Annotated in this window: 17 protein-coding genes; 8 read left to right on the top strand and 9 right to left on the bottom strand. The window is 61.3% G+C overall.

From position 1 onward, the window contains the following. Positions 1-31: 31 nt before the first annotated feature. Positions 32-649, top strand: a complete 618-nt coding sequence (locus H6650_11870; protein ID MCB8952702.1) for a response regulator transcription factor — start codon at positions 32-34, stop codon at positions 647-649. Positions 650-809: 160 nt separating this feature from the next. Further along, on the top strand, positions 810-1985 hold the full coding sequence (locus H6650_11865; protein ID MCB8952701.1) for a hypothetical protein: 1176 nt from the start codon (positions 810-812) through the stop codon (positions 1983-1985). A gap of 21 nt (positions 1986-2006) precedes the next feature. Here the strand turns inward: H6650_11865 and H6650_11860 are convergent, their stop codons facing one another. The 5 genes from H6650_11860 to H6650_11840 form a co-directional block, all read right to left on the bottom strand. After that, positions 2007-3092 carry an alpha/beta fold hydrolase gene (locus H6650_11860; protein ID MCB8952700.1) on the bottom strand — a complete coding sequence of 362 codons (1086 nt, stop codon included), beginning with the start codon at positions 3090-3092 and terminating at the stop codon, positions 2007-2009. Positions 3093-3157: 65 nt separating this feature from the next. After that, positions 3158-4258 (bottom strand): alpha/beta fold hydrolase, encoded by a 1101-nt coding sequence (locus H6650_11855; protein ID MCB8952699.1) that lies wholly within the window; start codon positions 4256-4258, stop codon positions 3158-3160. A 42-nt stretch (positions 4259-4300) separates the two neighbouring features. After that, the gene (locus tag H6650_11850) at positions 4301-4630 is read right to left on the bottom strand and encodes a hypothetical protein (protein MCB8952698.1); all 330 of its coding nucleotides are present in this window, start codon (positions 4628-4630) and stop codon (positions 4301-4303) included. Positions 4631-4646: 16 nt separating this feature from the next. Then, entirely contained in the window at positions 4647-4895 is a 249-nt protein-coding gene (locus tag H6650_11845) for a hypothetical protein (protein ID MCB8952697.1), read from the bottom strand. A gap of 164 nt (positions 4896-5059) precedes the next feature. Further along, positions 5060-5542: a hypothetical protein gene (locus H6650_11840; protein MCB8952696.1), complete on the bottom strand. Its 483-nt coding sequence runs from the start codon at positions 5540-5542 to the stop codon at positions 5060-5062. Between the two features lie 208 nt (positions 5543-5750). Between H6650_11840 and H6650_11835 the strand changes: the two genes are divergently transcribed. Next, on the top strand, positions 5751-8000 hold the full coding sequence (locus tag H6650_11835) for a hypothetical protein (protein ID MCB8952695.1): 2250 nt from the start codon (positions 5751-5753) through the stop codon (positions 7998-8000). Positions 8001-8002: 2 nt separating this feature from the next. On the opposite strand, the gene H6650_11830 is transcribed toward H6650_11835, so the two are convergent. The 3 genes from H6650_11830 to H6650_11820 all read right to left on the bottom strand — a co-directional run bounded on the left by H6650_11830 (position 8003) and on the right by H6650_11820 (position 12708). Beyond that, complete coding sequence (locus tag H6650_11830; protein MCB8952694.1) at positions 8003-8881, bottom strand: acyl-CoA thioesterase; 879 nt, start codon at positions 8879-8881, stop codon at positions 8003-8005. Between the two features lie 267 nt (positions 8882-9148). After that, entirely contained in the window at positions 9149-11419 is a 2271-nt protein-coding gene (locus H6650_11825; protein MCB8952693.1) for a transglutaminase domain-containing protein, read from the bottom strand. A gap of 2 nt (positions 11420-11421) precedes the next feature. After that, a complete protein-coding gene (locus H6650_11820) occupies positions 11422-12708 on the bottom strand; it encodes a DUF58 domain-containing protein (protein MCB8952692.1) in 1287 nt (428 codons plus the stop codon). 229 nt (positions 12709-12937) lie between these two features. Between H6650_11820 and H6650_11815 the strand changes: the two genes are divergently transcribed. From H6650_11815 to H6650_11795, 5 genes are all read left to right on the top strand, one after another. Next, a complete protein-coding gene (locus H6650_11815; GenBank protein MCB8952691.1) occupies positions 12938-13786 on the top strand; it encodes a pentapeptide repeat-containing protein in 849 nt (282 codons plus the stop codon). Between the two features lie 195 nt (positions 13787-13981). After that, the gene (locus H6650_11810) at positions 13982-14416 is read left to right on the top strand and encodes a CBS domain-containing protein (GenBank protein ID MCB8952690.1); all 435 of its coding nucleotides are present in this window, start codon (positions 13982-13984) and stop codon (positions 14414-14416) included. Positions 14417-14799: 383 nt separating this feature from the next. Continuing rightward, complete coding sequence (locus H6650_11805; protein ID MCB8952689.1) at positions 14800-15450, top strand: CDP-alcohol phosphatidyltransferase family protein; 651 nt, start codon at positions 14800-14802, stop codon at positions 15448-15450. A gap of 1 nt (position 15451) precedes the next feature. After that, positions 15452-16351 carry a lysophospholipid acyltransferase family protein gene (locus H6650_11800; protein ID MCB8952688.1) on the top strand — a complete coding sequence of 300 codons (900 nt, stop codon included), beginning with the start codon at positions 15452-15454 and terminating at the stop codon, positions 16349-16351. 3 nt (positions 16352-16354) lie between these two features. Then, entirely contained in the window at positions 16355-16990 is a 636-nt protein-coding gene (locus tag H6650_11795; GenBank protein MCB8952687.1) for a VTT domain-containing protein, read from the top strand. Here the strand turns inward: H6650_11795 and H6650_11790 are convergent. Further along, positions 16968-17675: an ABC transporter ATP-binding protein gene (locus tag H6650_11790; protein MCB8952686.1), complete on the bottom strand. Its 708-nt coding sequence runs from the start codon at positions 17673-17675 to the stop codon at positions 16968-16970. The genes H6650_11795 and H6650_11790 overlap by 23 nt on opposite strands.

Here is a 17675-nt window from a genome sequence, read left to right as displayed (position 1 = left end):
CATCATGAACCCACCTCGCCCCATTCGCGTGATGATTGTGGATGATCATGCCGTCGTTCGCAGCGGCCTGACCGCCTTTCTGCTGGCCTTCGACGATCTGGAACTGGTGGGAGAAGCCAGCAGCGGCGCGGAGGCCGTGGACTTGTGCGCCCAATGTCACCCGGACGTGGTGCTTATGGACCTGGTTATGCCGGGAATGGATGGCGCGGCGGCGACGAAGGCGATACGGCAGAGCAACCCGCGCGTGAAGGTGATCGCCCTCACCAGTTTCCGCGAGGAGAAACTGGTGCAGGGGGCGCTGCAAGCGGGCGCTATCAGCTACCTGTTGAAGAACATTTCCGCCGCGGCGCTGGCAGATGCGATCCGCGATGCGTTCATGGGGCAGTCCACCCTGGCCCCGGAGGCGACGGAGGCGCTGATTCACGCGGCGCAATCACCGCCCACCCGGTACGATCTGACGCCGCGCGAGCAGGAGGTGCTGGCGTTGATGGTGCAGGGCTTGAGTAATCCGGAAATTGCCGATCGGCTGTTCGTCAGTCGCTCCACGGCCAAATTTCACGTTAGCAGTATTCTGTCTAAACTGGGGGTGGGTAGCCGTACGGAAGCGGTGGCGCTGGCGTTGCGACAGCGGTTAGGGCGCATCCGTTAATAGATTTTGAAATGACGGATGCGCTGGAAGGGTTCTTACTTGTGGGAAAACCCAAAGTAATTCTCGAACGAACCCTTAGGTATCGCGGAGGGGGATGGTTCGCGGCTACAGTAACGACAAAGCGCGGTATCATTCCCCGCCGTGATGAGGAGGAACCCTCATGAAACGCTTGCCTGGGATCATCGTTCGTGTGCTGGTGGGCGTGCTGGTGGTGGTGGTGAGTGCCGGCATTTTCTTCACCCTCAACACCCGCCGCCTCCCCAACCAATCCGCCATCTCCGACCGCCTCAGCCCGGCGGAAAAGGCGCGCCTGGCCGAACTCTTCCATCTGCGCCAGACCGTGGGAGAATCCGTCTGGCCGGGATGGGGGCAGGCCGACATCCCCGTGATCGCCTACAACGAATCGTACGCCTTTCTGCTTGGGTTAGACGATCCCGCCGTCGGTTGGCTGCAAATGCCGCAAAACCGGCCGCGCGGCGGCCCCTGGGAGATGGTTCCCGGCGACACGTTCCTGGGGCGGCCCTACTATCGCCAAGAACTGACAAACGGCATCACGCCGCAGGCGTTTACGGTGCGCGTGGGGGAGGTGTGGGTCGCCAGCCTGCAAACGAAGGAATGGTTGGAGATTGCCCTGCGCCAGCAGACGCAGGCGGAATTGCCCGCGCCGCTCGATCAGGCGTTGCCCTATGCCTGGCTCATCCCGCCCCTCATCGGCCATACGGAAGGGTACATCGCCAAAGTCGCGCACGAAACCTTCCACGCCTACCAGGGGCAGGTAGCGCCGGAGCGGCTGGATAATGCGGAAACGGCGCAGCAATCGTACGCGAGCCGCTATCCGTGGAACGATCCCCTGTTCACGGATGATTGGCGCCAGGAGTTGTCGCTGTTGGCGGCGGCGCTGGAGGCGGATTCCCCGGCGGATAGGACGGAACTGGTGCGCCGTTTTCTGGCGCAGCGGGACCATCGCCGCTTGCAGCGTGGGTTGCCCGCAGCCGGCGAGATTTACGAGCGGCAACGGGAGTGGTTGGAGGGGATGGCGTTGTACGTGGAACTGGCGACATGGCGGCAGGCGAGCCAGTCCGATTATGCGCCGCTGCCGGAGTTGGTGGCGTTGGATGCGGATTTTTATGGCTATGGTGATTTTGACGGCCAGTGGCGCCGGGCTATCAGCACGCTGCGGCGACAGGCGAACCAGGGGGATACGCGCTTTTACTACAGTGGCATGGCGCAGGCGTTTTTGCTGGATGCGCTGCTGCCGGGCTGGAAGGATCGCATTATGGAGGGGGGCGTCTGGCTGGAGGGGCTGCTGGCGGAGGCGGTGGCCGCGGCGGATTGAGTGGGCGCTCTTGTGCCGGCATTAGCCGCTGCGCGGGCGCAACCAGTTGGCGAGTTGGGGCCAGAGGTTTTGTTTGGCGTTCTTGCCGGCAACGATGCCAATGTGCCCGCCCCGGATCACCAACGTCTCCTGGTCCGTACTGCTGACGAGGTCGTTTAAAGCGAGGACGGATGGAGAGGGGGCGATGTGGTCGTAGGTGGCGGTGATGTTTAGGAGGGGTGCGGTGATGGCGGCGAGGTTGACGGGAATGCCGGCAATCTCCAATCGCCCTTGCGCCAACCTGTTTTCTTGATAGAGCGCCTTGACGTACTTGCGATACGCCGCGCCGGGAAAATCCACCTCGTCCCGCAGCCAGAACTGTAGCCCTAGATATTCTTGCAGCCGCGTCTCATCATCCAACCGCTCCCACAAGCTCAATGACTGCCGCAAAGCATTACCCGGGATCGCGTTATTGAAGGCGCTGTTCATTAACCATCCGGGCATATTGCCATAGGCATCTACGATGGCATCCGGGCGGAAGTGGTCGGGGCGCGTCCAGGCGCACAGCAATCCGTCATCGCTGAAATCAATCGGACCGGCCAGGTTGATCAGGTTGCCGATGTCTTGTGGGAACAGGGCCGCGTAAATCGTGGTGAAGATGCCGCCAATGCAGTACCCCAACAGCGAAACTGTCTGACCACCCGTTGCCCGCCGCACCCGCCGCACCAGCCGCCGCAAATAGGTGACAATGTAATCATCGAAGGTGTCGAAGCGGTCTTCCGGGCCGGGCGCGCCCCAATCCACCACCCATACATCAAATCCTTCCTCCAGCAGATAAGCGACCATGCTGCGCCCCGGCTGCAAGTCCATGATGTAGTGCTTGTTGATGATGGAGGGGACCAAAAGAAGCGGTCGGCCCAGGTCTGGGTTGCGCTTGGGGTTGATGTAGCGCAGCAGACGGCTTTTGTTTACCGTGTATTCCGTTTCGGCGGGGGTGGGACCCAATTGCAACTCCGCCATTTGCGGCGGCCTGGTCTGCACTTGCAGCCAGCGCAGCCCGCGCACCGCTGTGCGCCGTTGGTAAGCGTTCCAATCTTGCCACAAGGCCTGGGTGAAGTTTGCCGGCATGGGAATTCCTTGAGAGATGTGAGTAGGTCCGTTGACGGTTGGCGGGCTGCCGCGAGAAATCGGTGCTACAGACGGCTGTGGGCGACCAGCCAGTCGCCCAGCGGCGGCCAGAGGTGTTTGGGTGCGCCGCGCCCGGCGACCATGCCCACGTGCGGTCCTTTTAGCATCAACAATTGCTGGTCACTGCTGCTGACGAGGTCGTTGAGAATAGCGACGGAGTGGGCGGGGGCGGTTTCGTCATGTTCCGAGGCAATGGTTAGCACGGGGCAGCTAATTCGCCCCAGATCGACGCGCTGGTCATGGATGGTGAAATTGAAGTGGACGAGTTGGTTTTCCTGGTACAAAGCTCTTACGTAACGGCGAAATGCCTGCCCGGGAAAATCAACCTGATCGAAAATCCACATTTGCATGGCCGCAAAGCTGCGCACATAGTCCGCGTCGTCCATCTGGTTGTAGAGGTAGAGGGCGCGCAGGAGGTGGCTGGTGGGGCGCAGCATCTGGAAGGTGGCGCAGAGTAGGGCGGCGGGGACGTTGCCATAGGCGTCCACGAGTTTGTCGGGGTCGAACCAGTCGGCACGGGTGAGCAGGGAAAAAATGCCATTGTCGTGGTAGTTGATGGGGCCTGCCAGGTTGATGAGATTGGCGACGCGGTCACCAAAAAGGGCGGCATAGATGGCGGCAAACATCCCGCCCATGCAGTAGCCGAGCAAGGTTGCTTGCGTCGCGCCGCTGTGGGCGAGGACGGCGTCGAGCGCCTGGTGTAGGTAGATTGTCAGGTGGTCGTCAAGCGAGATACGCTCGTCCGTTTGCGTGGGCTGACCCCAATCAAGCATGTACACATCCAGCCCCAGGGAAACGAGGTGTTTAACCAGGCTGCGTTCAGGCAGGAGGTCCAGGATGTAGTAACGATTGATGAGCGAGGGGATGCAGAAGACGGGGATTGGGTAGCGTTGGTCGGTGAGGGGATGATAGCGAATGAGGCGGGCGCGCCCCATTCGCCATATTTCTTCGGCGGAGGTTTGGCCGACTTGCGCCTGACCGAGTTGGTATGCCTGCACGGAGTCCGCCCATTGGGCATAGGATTGCCATACGGTGGCAAAACCTGTCTGCCACAGTCGGCTCCACTGGCGTAGGAATTGGGCATAGGCGTCAGCGGAATCATTCATGGGTATGAGCGGGAATGGCGCACATGTCTTTATGGAAGTGCGCTACTGCTTTTCTTCGCCGGTGTTTGCCGGCATTTCCAGGCGCTCAAGAATCGTATCCAACCGGTCGTCCAGGTCGTCGAGCATCATTTGCAGCCGATTGATCTGGTGCAGGATGCGTTCCTGGCGGTCGCGGGTGGGGAACTGCCACGCCTCCAGGTTGGCCTGGGTGGCCTGGTTGAAAGCCTGCTGACTTTTCAGGCTTATTTCCATGACCTGCCAGGCGCTTTTCAGGAAGCCGGGGTCGCGCAAGACGGCGTTCCAGAAGTCCGCGGTCTGCTTTTCCCACTGCTCAAAGGATTGTTTGAAGAGGTCGTCCGGTTTGGGAAGCATGGGGAGGGCCGCGATGTTACTCTTTGGGGGATAAGAGGGTCATCATCTGGTCGATCTGGTGTTGCATGGATTGAATGCCGGCATTCACCATCTCAAACTGACTGTTCACCACCTTCTCTACCGCCACCTGCACCTGATTCTGAAACGCCTGCGACGTTGCCAAATTCTTCTCAAACATCGCCATCATATTCTCCACGGCGCTGTTGTTAAACGCTTGCCACATCTCCAGATTTTTCTGGAACGGATTGTTTTGCATATCGAACATAATCAAACTCCTTCGAAAATAATCTTCCCGGAAGCTTCGTCACGGACGATGGTCCTGGATAACAGCTTCCGGGAAGATGTTGTCATTGGGTCGTGAAAAGTGGTTAGAAGCGTCGCTCGCCAATTATCAGCAAGACAACTCCGCATCATCCGTGAAATCCGTGACTATTCTTGCCGCACCCGCTGCTCCAATTCATCCATCTTCGCATCCAGCGCCGCCAATTGCGTCGTCAACGACTCTAATGCCGTCAGCGTGCGTTCCTGCTCCTCGCGCGTGGGCACGCCCCAGGCTGCCAGCGTACTGGCGACGTTCTTTTGCAACTGCTGGGTCACGGCCACGTTGCTATTCACTGCCTCTTCCATCGTATCCATCATCAACTTCGTGTACTGTGGCATCAACTCGCCCCAGAGGCGCGTTGTTTCCAACAGCGGATTCGCGTTTTGTTCACGCGCCGATCCCACAAAAGATTCGCGGATCACCTCGTTGACGTGCGCCTGCATGAAGGTCAGCGCCTCGGCAAACTGGGTGAAATGCTCCTGCGAATCCCCCTGCACATGCTTGATGACGCCGCGCCAGCGTGCCTGCTGGTCCTCGCCCACCTCGCGCACAAAACGCAGCACAAAAGAGACCATATCTTGATTCATCATATCACTCCATCCGCGTGAACGCGCGGCCACGCGCCGCTGCTGCCCACTCTCGCGCATTATAGCCAGCCGTTGTTACGACGTAGTTACGAAACGGGCTGACCCCTGTTTCTATTTTCCTATGTCGGTTGCTTCCTTTTTTACAGTAGCCTGCGTTATACTGCTCGCAATTGATTCTGCTCTCCTTGATAGCATCTTTGGAAGTCTGATTATGATACGCTGGCGCTGGTTGTGGTGGCTGTTTTTGACGGTGACGCTTGTCGCCTGTGGGCATTCTTCCTCCGGCGTCGAACCGGATGCCCCCACGCTCTCTTACCCCTTGCTCTTCGTTACCCAGGTTCCCGTCCCCGCCGATTACACCACCATTGGCGCGGTTTTTGGCAACCAGCGCGCCGACTTACAATCCGTCGCCCGCGGCGGCGACCTGTGGATGCGCTATCCCGATGGCGCGCTGAAGAATCTGACGCAAACGGCGGGATATGGCATGGAGGGGTTCCAGGGAGCCGCGGCTATTGCCGTGCGCGATCCGGCTGTCCATTGGGATGGACAGAAAGCCGTGTTTAGCATGGTCGTAGGCGCGCCGACGCAGCAGTATCAGGTGGAGACATACTATTGGCAGCTTTACGAGATCACGGGATTGGGTTTTGCGGACACGCCCGTGATCACCAAAGTGCCACACCAGCCGCCAAACGCCAATAACGTATCCCCCATTTACGGCAGCGATGATCGCATCATTTTCACCAGTGACCGCCCCCGCAATGGCGCGCCCCACCTTTACCCGCAGCTCGACGAGTACGAGACCGCGCCCACAGTGAGCGGACTGTGGAGCCTGGACCCCACGAGCGGCGATTTGCGGCTGCTCAACCATGCCCCGTCGGGCGATTTTACGCCGCTGCTGGACAGTTTTGGCCGGGTGGTGTTCACACAGTGGGATCACTTGCAGCGGGATCAGCAGGCGGACAGCGAAACGCCGGGCACGGATTGCTACTACGGGGCGGATTACGGCACATTCAATTATGCGGATGAGTCGGCGGGGGCGGCCATGTTGGATGAGCGCACGGAGTATTTCCCGGAGCCACGCTCCTGTCGCAACGATTTGCTGGCGGGCACGCACCTGGATGGTCACAGCTTCAACCACTTCTTTCCCTGGCAGATGAACGAAGATGGAACGGAGTTGGAGACGCTGAACCACGTGGGTCGGCACGAACTGCACGCTTATATCGGGCGCAGTTTTAACAATGACCCTAACGTGGTGGAGTATTACGGACAGTATGCGCGCTTTAATGACCGGCCGATAAACAATATGCTGCAAATGGCGGAGTCGGTGACGATGCCCGGCCTGTATTTGGGGGTGGATGCACCGGAGTTTGGCACGCACGCCGCCGGGCAGGTGATTGCCTTGAACGGTTCGCCCACGTTGAACGCGGACCAGATGCAGATCACGTATGTGACGCACCGGGATACGGCGTATGCCAGCGAGGACCCTGGCCCAGAGCATTCTGGCCTGTACCGTGACCCGCTGCCGTTGTCGAATGGACTGATTGTGGTGGCGCATACGGATGAGACGCGGGAGGATGAGAATGAGGGCAGTCGCGCTTTTCCGCAGTCGCGCTATGCGTTTCGCCTACAGCCGCTGGTGAGTGCGGGGGATGATCTGTGGCGGGCGGGTGCGCCGTTGACGGCGGGGATCAGCGAGACGATTAGCTATTGGGACCCAGATGTGTGGGTGACGTACAGTGGGGCGTTGTGGGAGTGGCAGCCGGTGGAGGTGCGCCCGCGTCCGCGTCCTGATCGGCTGGTGGCGGTGCTGCCGGCACAAGAGCAGGCCGTTTTTGCGGCGGCGGGCGTGGATGTGGCAGATTTTCAGGCGTACCTGGCGGCGCGTAGCCTGGCGCTGGTGGTCAGCCGCAATGTGACGACGCGGGATGACCAGGACCGTCAGCAGCCGTTTAACCTGCGGATTGCCGGCACAAACACACAAACAATCGGCGCAAACGGGACCATCTACGACGTGTCCACGATGCAGTTCTTCCAGGGGGACTTGCTGCGCGGCTGGATGGGGGGCGGGGATACGGTGCGACCGGGGCGACGGGTGCTGGCGCAGATGCTGCACGATCCGGCGGCGCTGGCGGCGAATCTGGCCGCGCCGGATGGGCCGCCGGGGAGCGTGGTGTTGGGGGCGGATGGGTCGATGGCGGCGATTGTGCCGGCACAACGTGCCCTCACCTGGCAGCTAACAGACGAAAACGGCGTCGGCGTTGTGCGCGAACGGTACTGGCTCACCTTCCAACCGGGCGAGATTCGCGTCTGCACTTCCTGCCACGGTTTGAACAATCTTGATCAGGCCCACCACACCGCGCCCACCAATGAACCGCAGGCGCTGCTGGCCTTGTTGCAGGCATGGGACGTCCCCCCGCCCATGCTTCCCTATGCCGTTTTTGTGCCTGTGGTGCGGCGGTAGGATCAGGTTGTGGCGATATTGCCGGCAAAATCCGCGGCGAAGTCAGCAGGAATGCGAATGGGCATCCCCGTTTGCAGGTCCACCCAGACCCAGAGGGCGCGGGCGCGCGCCAGCAGCACGCCATCGCCGACGCGGGTGATGGTGTAGTGGCGCACGGCGGTGGCGCGGCGCACGTCGGAGAGCCAGGTGGCGATCTCTAGCTGGTCGTTGAGGACGGCGGGGAGCAAATACTCGATGTGGTATTCGCGGGCGACGATGCCGAAGCCTGCCGCCGTCATGCGGTCAATGGACCAGTTGCGCGCGTAGAGGATTTGAATGCCGGCATCTTCCGTAAACGCCACATAATTCGCATTATTCACATGCCGTGCCGGGTCCAGGTCGCGCCACAGCACCCGCTGCCGCAGCGTAAAAACCCCCGACGGCGGCGCGGGCGGGCGCGGGAAAGCCTCCCGCTTATCCCCCTGGGCAGTTCCCCCTTCCGGCAGAAACGTGCGCATCATCTCCTCCGGGACCATCACCGGGCGAAACGTGCGCGAATCCACATACACCCAATCCGTATACCCCCGCGCCATCACCCGCGCCGTCCCCGCCAGCCGCATCTCATACATGCGCCGCGACCGCACCCGCCGAAAATCCCCCACCCAGGTGGTTACATCCAGCGATTGCTGATGCAGCACGGGTTGCAAATAGGTGATTTTCGTCTCGCGGATGAGCCACTGCTGCGCCACCTGCTCGTAGTAGTCCATGTCGTATCCCGCGGCTGCCGAAGCGTCAAAAGCCGCCTCCTGCATGTAGCGCAAATACGTGGCGTGGTTCAGATGCCCATACGCATCACACTCATAAAAACGAGCGCGAAAAGTCGTGGTGTGTGTAAGCGGCATAATTGTCCCCAAAAATGACGGAGGAATAGGCCGAGGCGCGAAATAGATGCCGGGGCTGCTTTTGCCACGAGAGCCGCGGGCATCGCTGAAACCCATAAAACAAGCATGTCCCTATCAAATCCGCATTGTAACATAGTCCGAGTCCGATTTGGAAAATCGGACAACCCTGGCCGTGCGCCGCTTTTACAAATTGGATACCCTGGAGCCACGGTCCGATTTAGAAAATCGGACTACCCTTTTTGGTCCGATTTGGAAAATCGGACCCCCCTAGTCAGGGGGTGGCGGGGGGTGGGGACGAATGCGGCGGGCGAGGCGCAGCAGCCATAAGGGGCGGCGTATGTGCCGCCAGATAGCCGGCGCTTCCGTGTCGGTCGCGGCGGGGGGAGCGGGCGGGGCGTATTGGTGCCGCATGAAGAGGCGGGCCAGCCGCGTCGCGCCCGTGCGTGCGGTTTCCGCCCAGGCTGCCAGGCGGGGGCGGTCGGCGAAAGGTTGCATATGCCGGCAAAAGGCATCGGCAAATTCGAGCGGTGTCTGGCTGGCGGCGGGAGCCATGCCCAACCCGCGCGCCCCGCGCAGCAGCCGCGCATAGGCTGCCTGCACGTCGTCTAACGGCGCCCCGGTGTGCCGTCGTCGCCAGTACCACCATATCAGGGCTGTGAATGCCGGCATCGCCAACCCCCCCACCACCACCCATCCCACAGGAACATGCCTATCCGCCGGCGGAATCGGCGGAGCCGCCAGCGGCGCGGGCGTCGCCAGGAACTCAGGCGGCCTTTCCGCGTCCGGCGTAGATGGGGCCGCCGGCGAAAACCGCGAGAACGCCGCCGTCGGTTCAAATTCCAGCCAGCCATAACCGGCGAAATACACCTCCGCCCAGGAATGCGCGTTAAGCTGTACAATACGCTGCGTGCCCCTTGTGTCGGGTGGCTGCGCCAGGTAGCCCACCGCCAGCCGTGCCGGCAGCCCCACGGCGCGCGCCAGCACAACCATTGCCGAGGCGTAATAGTCACAATACCCCCGTTGCAAATCGAAAAGGAAATAATCCACCGGATCGCGCCCGGTGGGAGGTAATTCTACGTCCAGCGTGTAAGGATATTGGCGCAGGAAGGTTTCAATGGCGCGCGCCTGGTCGTAGGGCGCGGCGTAAGGGGCGGTGATCTCTTGTGCCAACTGGACCACGCGCGCGGGCACGTTTGCCGGCAATTGCGTGTAGCGACCCGAAATGAGGGGAGGGACGGCCGCCAGCGTCGCCAGCCGCCATGCCGCTTCGTCGGCGGCGCTGGCCGTGGAGAGTGCGGTGTAGGGCGCGCTGCCCGCGCCGCGCACCTGCGAGAGGTCGTCCGCGCCACGCCAGTAGGCGGCGACGGGTTGGTCGAACTGGCGCGGCAGGCCGAGGGTGTAGCGCGTGCTTCGTGGGACAAAGAGCCAGGCGACGGTTTGGGTGATGGTGGTGGATTGGCTGATGGGGGGGATGGGGATGGGCATCTGCGCCGCCACGCTCTCGCGCCGCTCGGTGGACACCTCCCATCCCCGCCCGTTGTAGACATCGTAGCTGAGGCCGCGCCAGTGCAGACCTGCCGGCACATTTCCCCGCACCGTTGCCGTCATCACCACCGTCGTCGCCAGTTCGGGGGCGTTGCCGATGAGGAAGTCATTGGGAAACAGGCCCGCCCCCACAAACAACGCCGCATCCTCCCGTGGCGGGCGCACGCCGGCAAAGGCCCGGCTGAGTGTTTCTTCCGTTTGCTGCACGACGGGCTGCTCCAGAAACGCCCGTGTTAGTTCGCGCAGGTGAATGCTGGGGATGGTTGTTGCCAGCACCAGCAGCAGGCTGGCGACAACGCCCGCCGCCGCCAGCAGTTCTATCTGGATGCCCGTCGGGTAGCTGATCTGGTTTTGCTCCCAATCCTGTTCCAGATAGGCGTAGTTGAGCGTTGCCGTGAGCAGCGTGGCGGCGGTGACGAACACCACTGCGTACCAGATGGGCGCACTTCCGTAGTAGCCGTTGACGGCCAGCGCCAGCCCCACCAACCCCAAACCGCGCAGCGGCTGGCGTTGGCGGAAGGTGCTCCAGGCCGCGTAGGCCGCCAGCAGCCAGGCGGTCATCCCCAGGCCGAAGGCAAAGACGATGGTTTCGCGGCTGCTGCCACCGTCGGCGATGGCCTTGATCCATCCCGCCCAACGGTCTACGAAGAGGGCGACTTGCTGCCGGTTGAACTGGGCGTAGGTTTCCCAGCCCGCAAAAATGACGCGCCAGGGAGGGAGCAGGCGACCGAGGTAGAGGGTGACGAGCAGGAGGCCATAGAGCAGGATGAGCGTCCAGGCGGGTGCTGTGGGGAGAGGTCGCCCAGCCTGGATTGCGCCAAAGGCCAACCCCACCAGCGTGGCGGCGATGACCACGCGCCCTTCGGGGACCCAATCCGCTTCCACGACCGCGCCCGTGAGGCAGCCGATGGCGACCCACAGCAGCAGCAGAGCCAGCCACCCCTCGGCGGGGCGCAGACGCTTCCAGGTCCAGATGATGGCGTTGGCGATCATGGTTAGTCGTAGGGGGTGCGGATGGGAATGGCTTTGCCGGAGGGGGTGACTTTGAACTCCCAGTAGCCATGTTTGGGCGCGGTGAGGGTGGGGAGGGGCACGTCGCCGCGCCGTATGATGTAGCAGTCGGCGAAGAGCTGGCGCACCAGGTCGCGCAGGGCCGCGCTGTTGCCTGTGCCGCCAAAGCTGGGGCGGTCCAGCAGGACGACGGCGCCGCGCGCGCCGCGCCGGGTGAGTTGGGCGGCGGCGGGCAGCCACTCCGCGTCCCCGTTGGGGGTGATGATGATGACGCTGGATTTCATCCCGCCACCGTTGCGCCCCAGGCGTTTGCCCAGGTCGCGCAGCCCGGCGGCGAGGTCGGCCTGGCCATCGGCGCGCGCCAGGGCGAGGGCGCGCAAAATGCGCCACTGTTGCCCTTCGCCGCGTTGGGGGGGGATGATTTGCGGCTGCTGTCCGTAGCAGGCGATGCCCACGCCCCGGTTTTCGCGCAAGGCCCGCGCGGCCAGGGTGGCGGCGATGATGATGGCGTGTTCTTCGGTGCTGTTCAGGTGGCTTTGCGGGTCGGTTTCCTCGCCCAGGTGGCTACCGGCTTGCATGTCCACGACAATCCAGATGTCGCCGGCGGCGTCCAGGTCGAATTCGCGCACGTAGAGTTGGCCGGTGTGCGCCAGGGAGGGCCAGTGAATCCAGCGGTAGGGGTCGTGGGGTTGGTAGGGGCGGGTGCTGGCGGCGTTGATGGTGGCTTGCAAGGCGCGTTGCCGCGCGCGGGCGCGTCCGTCGCTCTGGCCGGCGGGCAGGGGGATGGGGATGGGGCTGTGGGTGGGGGGATGGATGATGATTTCGTCGGAGATGGGGAAGTGGTGGGTGACGCGGAAGATGCCGAAGGGGTCGCCGCTGATGAGTCGCCAGGGGCCGAGGCGGAATTGGCCGCGCTGCCGGCATATTGCGTTTTGTCGCCATTGGGTGCTGCCGGCATTGACGCTGCGCACCCGCGCGGCTCGATAGCCCGGTACGTTGGAGTCGTCCTGGATTTCAATCCAAAATGCCGGCAGCCAGCCATTGTTCGTCAGCTCAAACTGCTCCTCCAGGCGGTCCCCTACGCCCACCCAGCCGAAGCGCAACTGCCGCTGCGCCCGTAGTCCGGCGGCCAGCGCCCGCGCCCAGATGTAGGCGACCACGAACAGTCCGCCTAATCCGACCAACAGGGTGTTCCAGATGCGATCAGGCAGAATGAGGGCGGGAAGGAGGAGGAGGAGAAGCCAGAATGCCGGCAATTTGGACCGCAACACTAGCGTAACCTTTTCGGCCATCATCAGATTGTGCCATAAAGCCCGTCCAAAGCAAGTGGAGGGTGGCTGCCGCCGGTCGTGACAATCATCACCTGCCGTAGATGCCATTTTCCACTTTTCGCGCCGGGCAAGAGGGCGTAAAGTTCACCATAATGAGGAGGTGGCGTTGGCATCCTCTGGGGAGCAGCCCCCCCGCACATTTTCGTCTTTTTGATCCAGAGAGTTACCCATGGCTATCCTAAACCGCCAGGAGATTGAGGACGCTGCCAGCCTGATTGACGCCAATCTGGCCTATGCGCGGCTGCGCCAGGTTGATTTACGCCATAGGAACCTGGCCGGCGTCAATCTAAGCCACGCTGATTTGCGCGAAGCCTTGTTGGTTGGGGCGGACCTCACGGGAGCGACGTTGCGTTTTGCCCGGTTGGATGGAGCCGATCTCACGGGCGCGATCTTGCGCGAGACCATTTTATTCAAGGCGGATCTTAGCGGGGCGATCCTGATGCAGGCCTGTCTGGATGGAGCGGATTTGCGCGAGGCCGTGTTGGAATTGGCCATCTTATCGCAGGCTTCGCTGCAATGCGCCGACTTGCGAAACGCGGTGCTGAAGCAAGCATCCCTCGTGCGCGTCGATCTGACGCACGCCTTGTTGACGCTGGCGAATCTGGCGCTGGCGGACCTGGGGCAGGCCTCGTTGCGCGAAGCGGACTTGGGCGGGGTGAATCTGGCCGGGGCGGAGTTGATGGGCGCGGATTTGCAAGGCGCATCGCTGCGTGGGGCGGATTTGCGCGGCAGCCATTTGCAGGGTGCGCGTCTGGTGGATGCCAGCCTGTCTTGGGCCAATCTGCGTGGCGCGGATTTGACCGGGGCGGATATGACGGGCGTAAATCTGGATGCGGCTATCCTGGCGGATACGATTCTGGTGGATGCGGTGCTGGCGGGGGCGCTATTGGGTGAGACGACGTTGACGGAGGAGCAGCGTCGGCAGGTGAAGGTCTTGCCCGGCGGGTTGGGGGGCGTTTTGCTTTGGTCGAAGGTTGTACGACATTGGCAGGACAAGTCGCGGAGCGACCATGTGTAGGCCCGCTTCCCCGGTGGTGATACCCGTCATGTGGGGAAGGTGACATTCGCTATCGTGCCGGCATTTTTCCATCCTTTACACTATTGAAAACGACCTATGGATGACAGCCCGTAGGGATCAGCCACGGACATCCGACCATCTCGCTCATCTCCGTCCATTCCCTCAACCCGTGGCGAACAAGACAAGGAGAATCTGATGATGAGGCTCGTCGATTTAATGACTCCAGACCCGCAGACCGTTATGCCGGATACGACCTTGATGGAAATCCTGGCCCTGATGAACAACGAAGGGTATCGCCAGGTTCCCGTTGTTGACCGCGCCGGCATACTTTTGGGCATTATCACGGACCGCGACATCCGCCTGGCGATGAACTCCAGCGTCCTCAACGTGGAATTGAGCAAGCAGCTTTCCCTGTTGGAAAACGTCACCGCCGCGGAGTGCATGACGCCCAATCCCCTGACCGTAGATGCGGACACGCCCATCTACGAAGTTGCCGAAATGCTAAATATGCACAAATTCGGCGCGCTGCCCGTTATGCGCCACAACAGGCTCGTGGGCATCATCACGGTTACTGACTTTCTCAACTACATCATTGCCCAGACACGTCCCGTGGCGATGAGCCTGAACTGACGATGCTGGCGCGGCAGGGCACGGGTGCGACGTGCTTGCGCGTCGCACTTCCGGCTTTGTAGCGAACAACAACCCTTCCAGCGCGTCTATCAATGCCCGGTCATTTGACGGATTGCGCCCTTCTCATGAATATGGTGGGCCTCGGGGAGAGTCTCTTTTCCCGTGCGGAAAGGGGCGGGTGGAGCCGCGCCTTTTTTGCTTTCTCGTCGTATTGATTGGCGGAACGCGCGCCTTCCGAGACGGATTTTGCTTTGTGCCCTATCTCGAATTACAATGCGCCTGGCCTTTTGTATGGTGCATGAGGGCAAATGCCGGCATGCACAACCAGGAATGGCGTGTTCTTCCTCCCCTCTTACCGTATAACCGCCCTAAAGGAGAGTAGCATGGCCGGTGAAGATAGCATCAGATACAAGCAAGGGCGGAGTAGCCATATCAATACGGCAAACACCATCACCATACTCCGCTATCCCCTCCTCGTCTTCATCGTCTGGTTGTTATATCAGGAGAGTCGTGCCGGCAAAAACGCGGCTGTTGGGCTGATTATCTTACTCATCCTTATGGACACGCTGGATGGCGTGGTAGCGCGGCGGCGGCACGAAACAACGCTGCTCGGAAGCGCCCTGGATATCGCCACCGACCGTGCCGTGGAAATTGTCCTCTGGGTCGTGTATGCGCATTTGCGGTTGATTCCCGTTGCGATTCCTCTCGTGGTGATTATTCGCGGCATGTTGACCGATTCCATTCGCGCCGTAGCCTTGCAGCACGGCATCTCCGCGCACCAGATGATGCGCACCACGTTGGGCAAATGGCTGGTTGCCTCGCCCCCCATGCGCACCGGTTACGCCATCGTGAAGATCGTCGCCTTTGTCACTCTGGCGCTGACACTGGCCTTGCAGGCCAACAATCTGGCCTGGACGGGTGTTTACCAGGTCGCGCAAGTTGTCAGTTGGCTGGCGGTGGTGATTTGCCTGGCGCGTGGCCTGCCTGTGCTGCTGGAATCCCCCTCCTTTTTCCGGTCGCTGGAACAGGATTAGAATGATGCGGCTGGAAGATGTGCTGAACAACAAAGTGGTCACGCAAAGCGGGATTCGCCTGGCGCAGGCAATGTCGCCGGGGATGGGTCATGCTTTGGCGAATATGGCAGCGGGGATAATTGCCGGCATTCGTCCCACCATCTACCATACCGTCCAGGCCAATCTGCGCCATGTGTTAGGGCATGAGGTGGACCCGCGCCAACTGGCAGACACCACCCGCGCCGTTTTCGCCTACGCCGCCCGCTACAACTACGAATTCTTCCACGCCATCGAATACGACGCGACACAGTTAGCGCGAGAAGTCGAGGTTTCTCCCGACATCGTGCGCATGGTCCGCGACAACATGGCGCGCGGTCGGGGCACCCTCCTTCTGGGCACGCACACGGGCAACTTCAACCTGGGCCTGCTTGCCCTCAGTACCTATCGCGTTCCCATTCAGGGGCTGTCTCTGGCAAACCCCACCGGCGGCTTTGAGATTTTGAACCGCATCCGGGCCAGGTGGGGGCTGGAATTGACGCCGATCACGCCGCAGTCGTTGCGGCAGGCTATCCGGCGGCTCAAGGCGGGGGGTGTCGTCATGACTGCCCTGGACCGCCCCGTGCCCGATGATCGTCACCTGGTGCCCTTTTTTGATGCGCCCGCCTATTTTGCCATTGGCCCCGTGCGTCTTGCCTTGATGACGGGCGCAGATGTGATTCTGGGAAGCTGCTATGAGTCGCCGGGGCGGGGGCAGGTGCTGCAAATGCAGCCTATCGACATTGTTGCCAGCAAAGACAGACAGGAGGCAATTTCGGTAAATGCCCTGCGTCTGGCGCAGGCGTTGGAGGGATTCGTGCGACAATATCCCGACCAATGGTTGATGTTCCACCCGTTCTGGCCTGGTGAAGCGGATGAGGCATGAAGCATGATTGCCACTTTTGAAACGCTGCTGGAGATGATGCGCGCGCTGTGGACGAGCTTGCAGCAAGGCCAACTGCCGGAACTGGGGCATTGGACCTATTTTGTGCTGGCGTTGTTGGTGATTATCGAGGGACCACTGATGACGCTGCTGGGCGCGGCGGCGGCGGCGGCGGGGTTGCTACGGCTGCCGTTGGTGTTTCTGGCGGCGGCCCTGGGGAATCTGTCGGCGGATATGGTGTGGTATCTGGTGGGGCGTGCCGGCAAGCTCAGTTGGTTTTTGCGCCTGACGGCTCCCGCCAAACGCCCTTTGGCGCGGCGGCGCATTGAGGTCTTAAAGGAGGGGATGAGCCGGAGCGCAACCAAGCTGGTGTTGGTCGCCAAACTATCCGCGGGCTTTGTCGTGCCCACGCTGATTGCCGTGGGGCTGGCGCGCGTGCCCTGGAAACGTTGGTTTCCGATTGCGTTCCTGGGGGAGACGTTATGGACGGGGAGTTTGTTGTTGTTCGGGTATTTTGCCGGCACCTACGTGACCAGAGCAGGCCAAAACCTGCGTCTCTTTGGTCTCGTTCTGACCATCATCCTCATGCTGGCCTCCGTCTGGCTGGTGCGTCGCTTTTTCAAGCAGAATGGTCTGGAGTGAGCGCATCCGCCGCCACCAACCGACCATCTATCAGATTGAGTACCCGGTCTGCTTGTTCCGCCACGTAGGAATCATGTGTCACCACGACAATGGTCGTCTGCGACTGTTCGCGGATTTGCTTTAGCGTCTCGAGAACAAGCCGCCCGGCTTCCACGTTCAAGTTCCCCGTTGGCTCATCAGCCAGAATAAGCGGCGGGTTGTTGGCGATGGCTCTGGCAATTGCCACGCGCTGCTGTTGTCCGCCTGATAATTCCGCGGGGCGGTGGTGCGCCCGATCCCGCAGGCCGAGCAGATTGAGCAACTCCAGCGCCCGCTTTTCCGGCTGAAACTGTCGCGTATGGGCAAAGTGTAGCGGCAGGGCCACGTTTTCCAGGGCGGTGAGCGCGGGGATGAGATTGAAAAATTGAAACACAAACCCTATTTTTTGATTACGAACTCGGGTTAGCTCGCGTTCGCGCATGTGACTTATGTCAACCCCGTCCAGTTGGACTGCGCCTGACGAGGGGGTGTCTAATCCGCCCAACAACCCCAGCAGCGTGCTTTTGCCACTGCCAGAAGGGCCAACGATGCCCACAAATTCGCCTCGTTGAATAGCGAAAGTGACATCACGCACAGCGTAGACCGTTTGGGCGGCTGTGCGGAACTGTTTGCTGAGACTTTGAACTGTGATAACGGGTGTTTCCAT

The sequence above is a fragment of the Ardenticatenales bacterium genome, from assembly GCA_020634515.1.
Lineage (GTDB): Bacteria > Chloroflexota > Anaerolineae > Promineifilales > Promineifilaceae > JAGVTM01.
Note: the sequence above shows the minus strand (reverse complement) of the source record. Positions and strands in the feature narration are given on the sequence as shown.

Bases quoted from the DNA above. Each gene is read 5' to 3' on its own strand.
- H6650_11870 (MCB8952702.1), top strand. From the start codon at position 32: ATGATTGTGGATGATCATGCCGTCGTTCGCAGCGGCCTGACCGCCTTT.
- H6650_11865 (MCB8952701.1), top strand. From the start codon at position 810: ATGAAACGCTTGCCTGGGATCATCGTTCGTGTGCTGGTGGGCGTGCTG.
- H6650_11860 (MCB8952700.1), bottom strand. From the start codon at position 3,092: ATGCCGGCAAACTTCACCCAGGCCTTGTGGCAAGATTGGAACGCTTAC.
- H6650_11855 (MCB8952699.1), bottom strand. From the start codon at position 4,258: ATGAATGATTCCGCTGACGCCTATGCCCAATTCCTACGCCAGTGGAGC.
- H6650_11850 (MCB8952698.1), bottom strand. From the start codon at position 4,630: ATGCTTCCCAAACCGGACGACCTCTTCAAACAATCCTTTGAGCAGTGG.
- H6650_11845 (MCB8952697.1), bottom strand. From the start codon at position 4,895: ATGTTCGATATGCAAAACAATCCGTTCCAGAAAAATCTGGAGATGTGG.
- H6650_11840 (MCB8952696.1), bottom strand. From the start codon at position 5,542: ATGATGAATCAAGATATGGTCTCTTTTGTGCTGCGTTTTGTGCGCGAG.
- H6650_11835 (MCB8952695.1), top strand. From the start codon at position 5,751: ATGATACGCTGGCGCTGGTTGTGGTGGCTGTTTTTGACGGTGACGCTT.
- H6650_11830 (MCB8952694.1), bottom strand. From the start codon at position 8,881: ATGCCGCTTACACACACCACGACTTTTCGCGCTCGTTTTTATGAGTGT.
- H6650_11825 (MCB8952693.1), bottom strand. From the start codon at position 11,419: ATGATCGCCAACGCCATCATCTGGACCTGGAAGCGTCTGCGCCCCGCC.
- H6650_11815 (MCB8952691.1), top strand. From the start codon at position 12,938: ATGGCTATCCTAAACCGCCAGGAGATTGAGGACGCTGCCAGCCTGATT.
- H6650_11810 (MCB8952690.1), top strand. From the start codon at position 13,982: ATGATGAGGCTCGTCGATTTAATGACTCCAGACCCGCAGACCGTTATG.
- H6650_11805 (MCB8952689.1), top strand. From the start codon at position 14,800: ATGGCCGGTGAAGATAGCATCAGATACAAGCAAGGGCGGAGTAGCCAT.
- H6650_11800 (MCB8952688.1), top strand. From the start codon at position 15,452: ATGATGCGGCTGGAAGATGTGCTGAACAACAAAGTGGTCACGCAAAGC.
- H6650_11795 (MCB8952687.1), top strand. From the start codon at position 16,355: ATGATTGCCACTTTTGAAACGCTGCTGGAGATGATGCGCGCGCTGTGG.
- H6650_11790 (MCB8952686.1), bottom strand. From the start codon at position 17,675: ATGGAAACACCCGTTATCACAGTTCAAAGTCTCAGCAAACAGTTCCGC.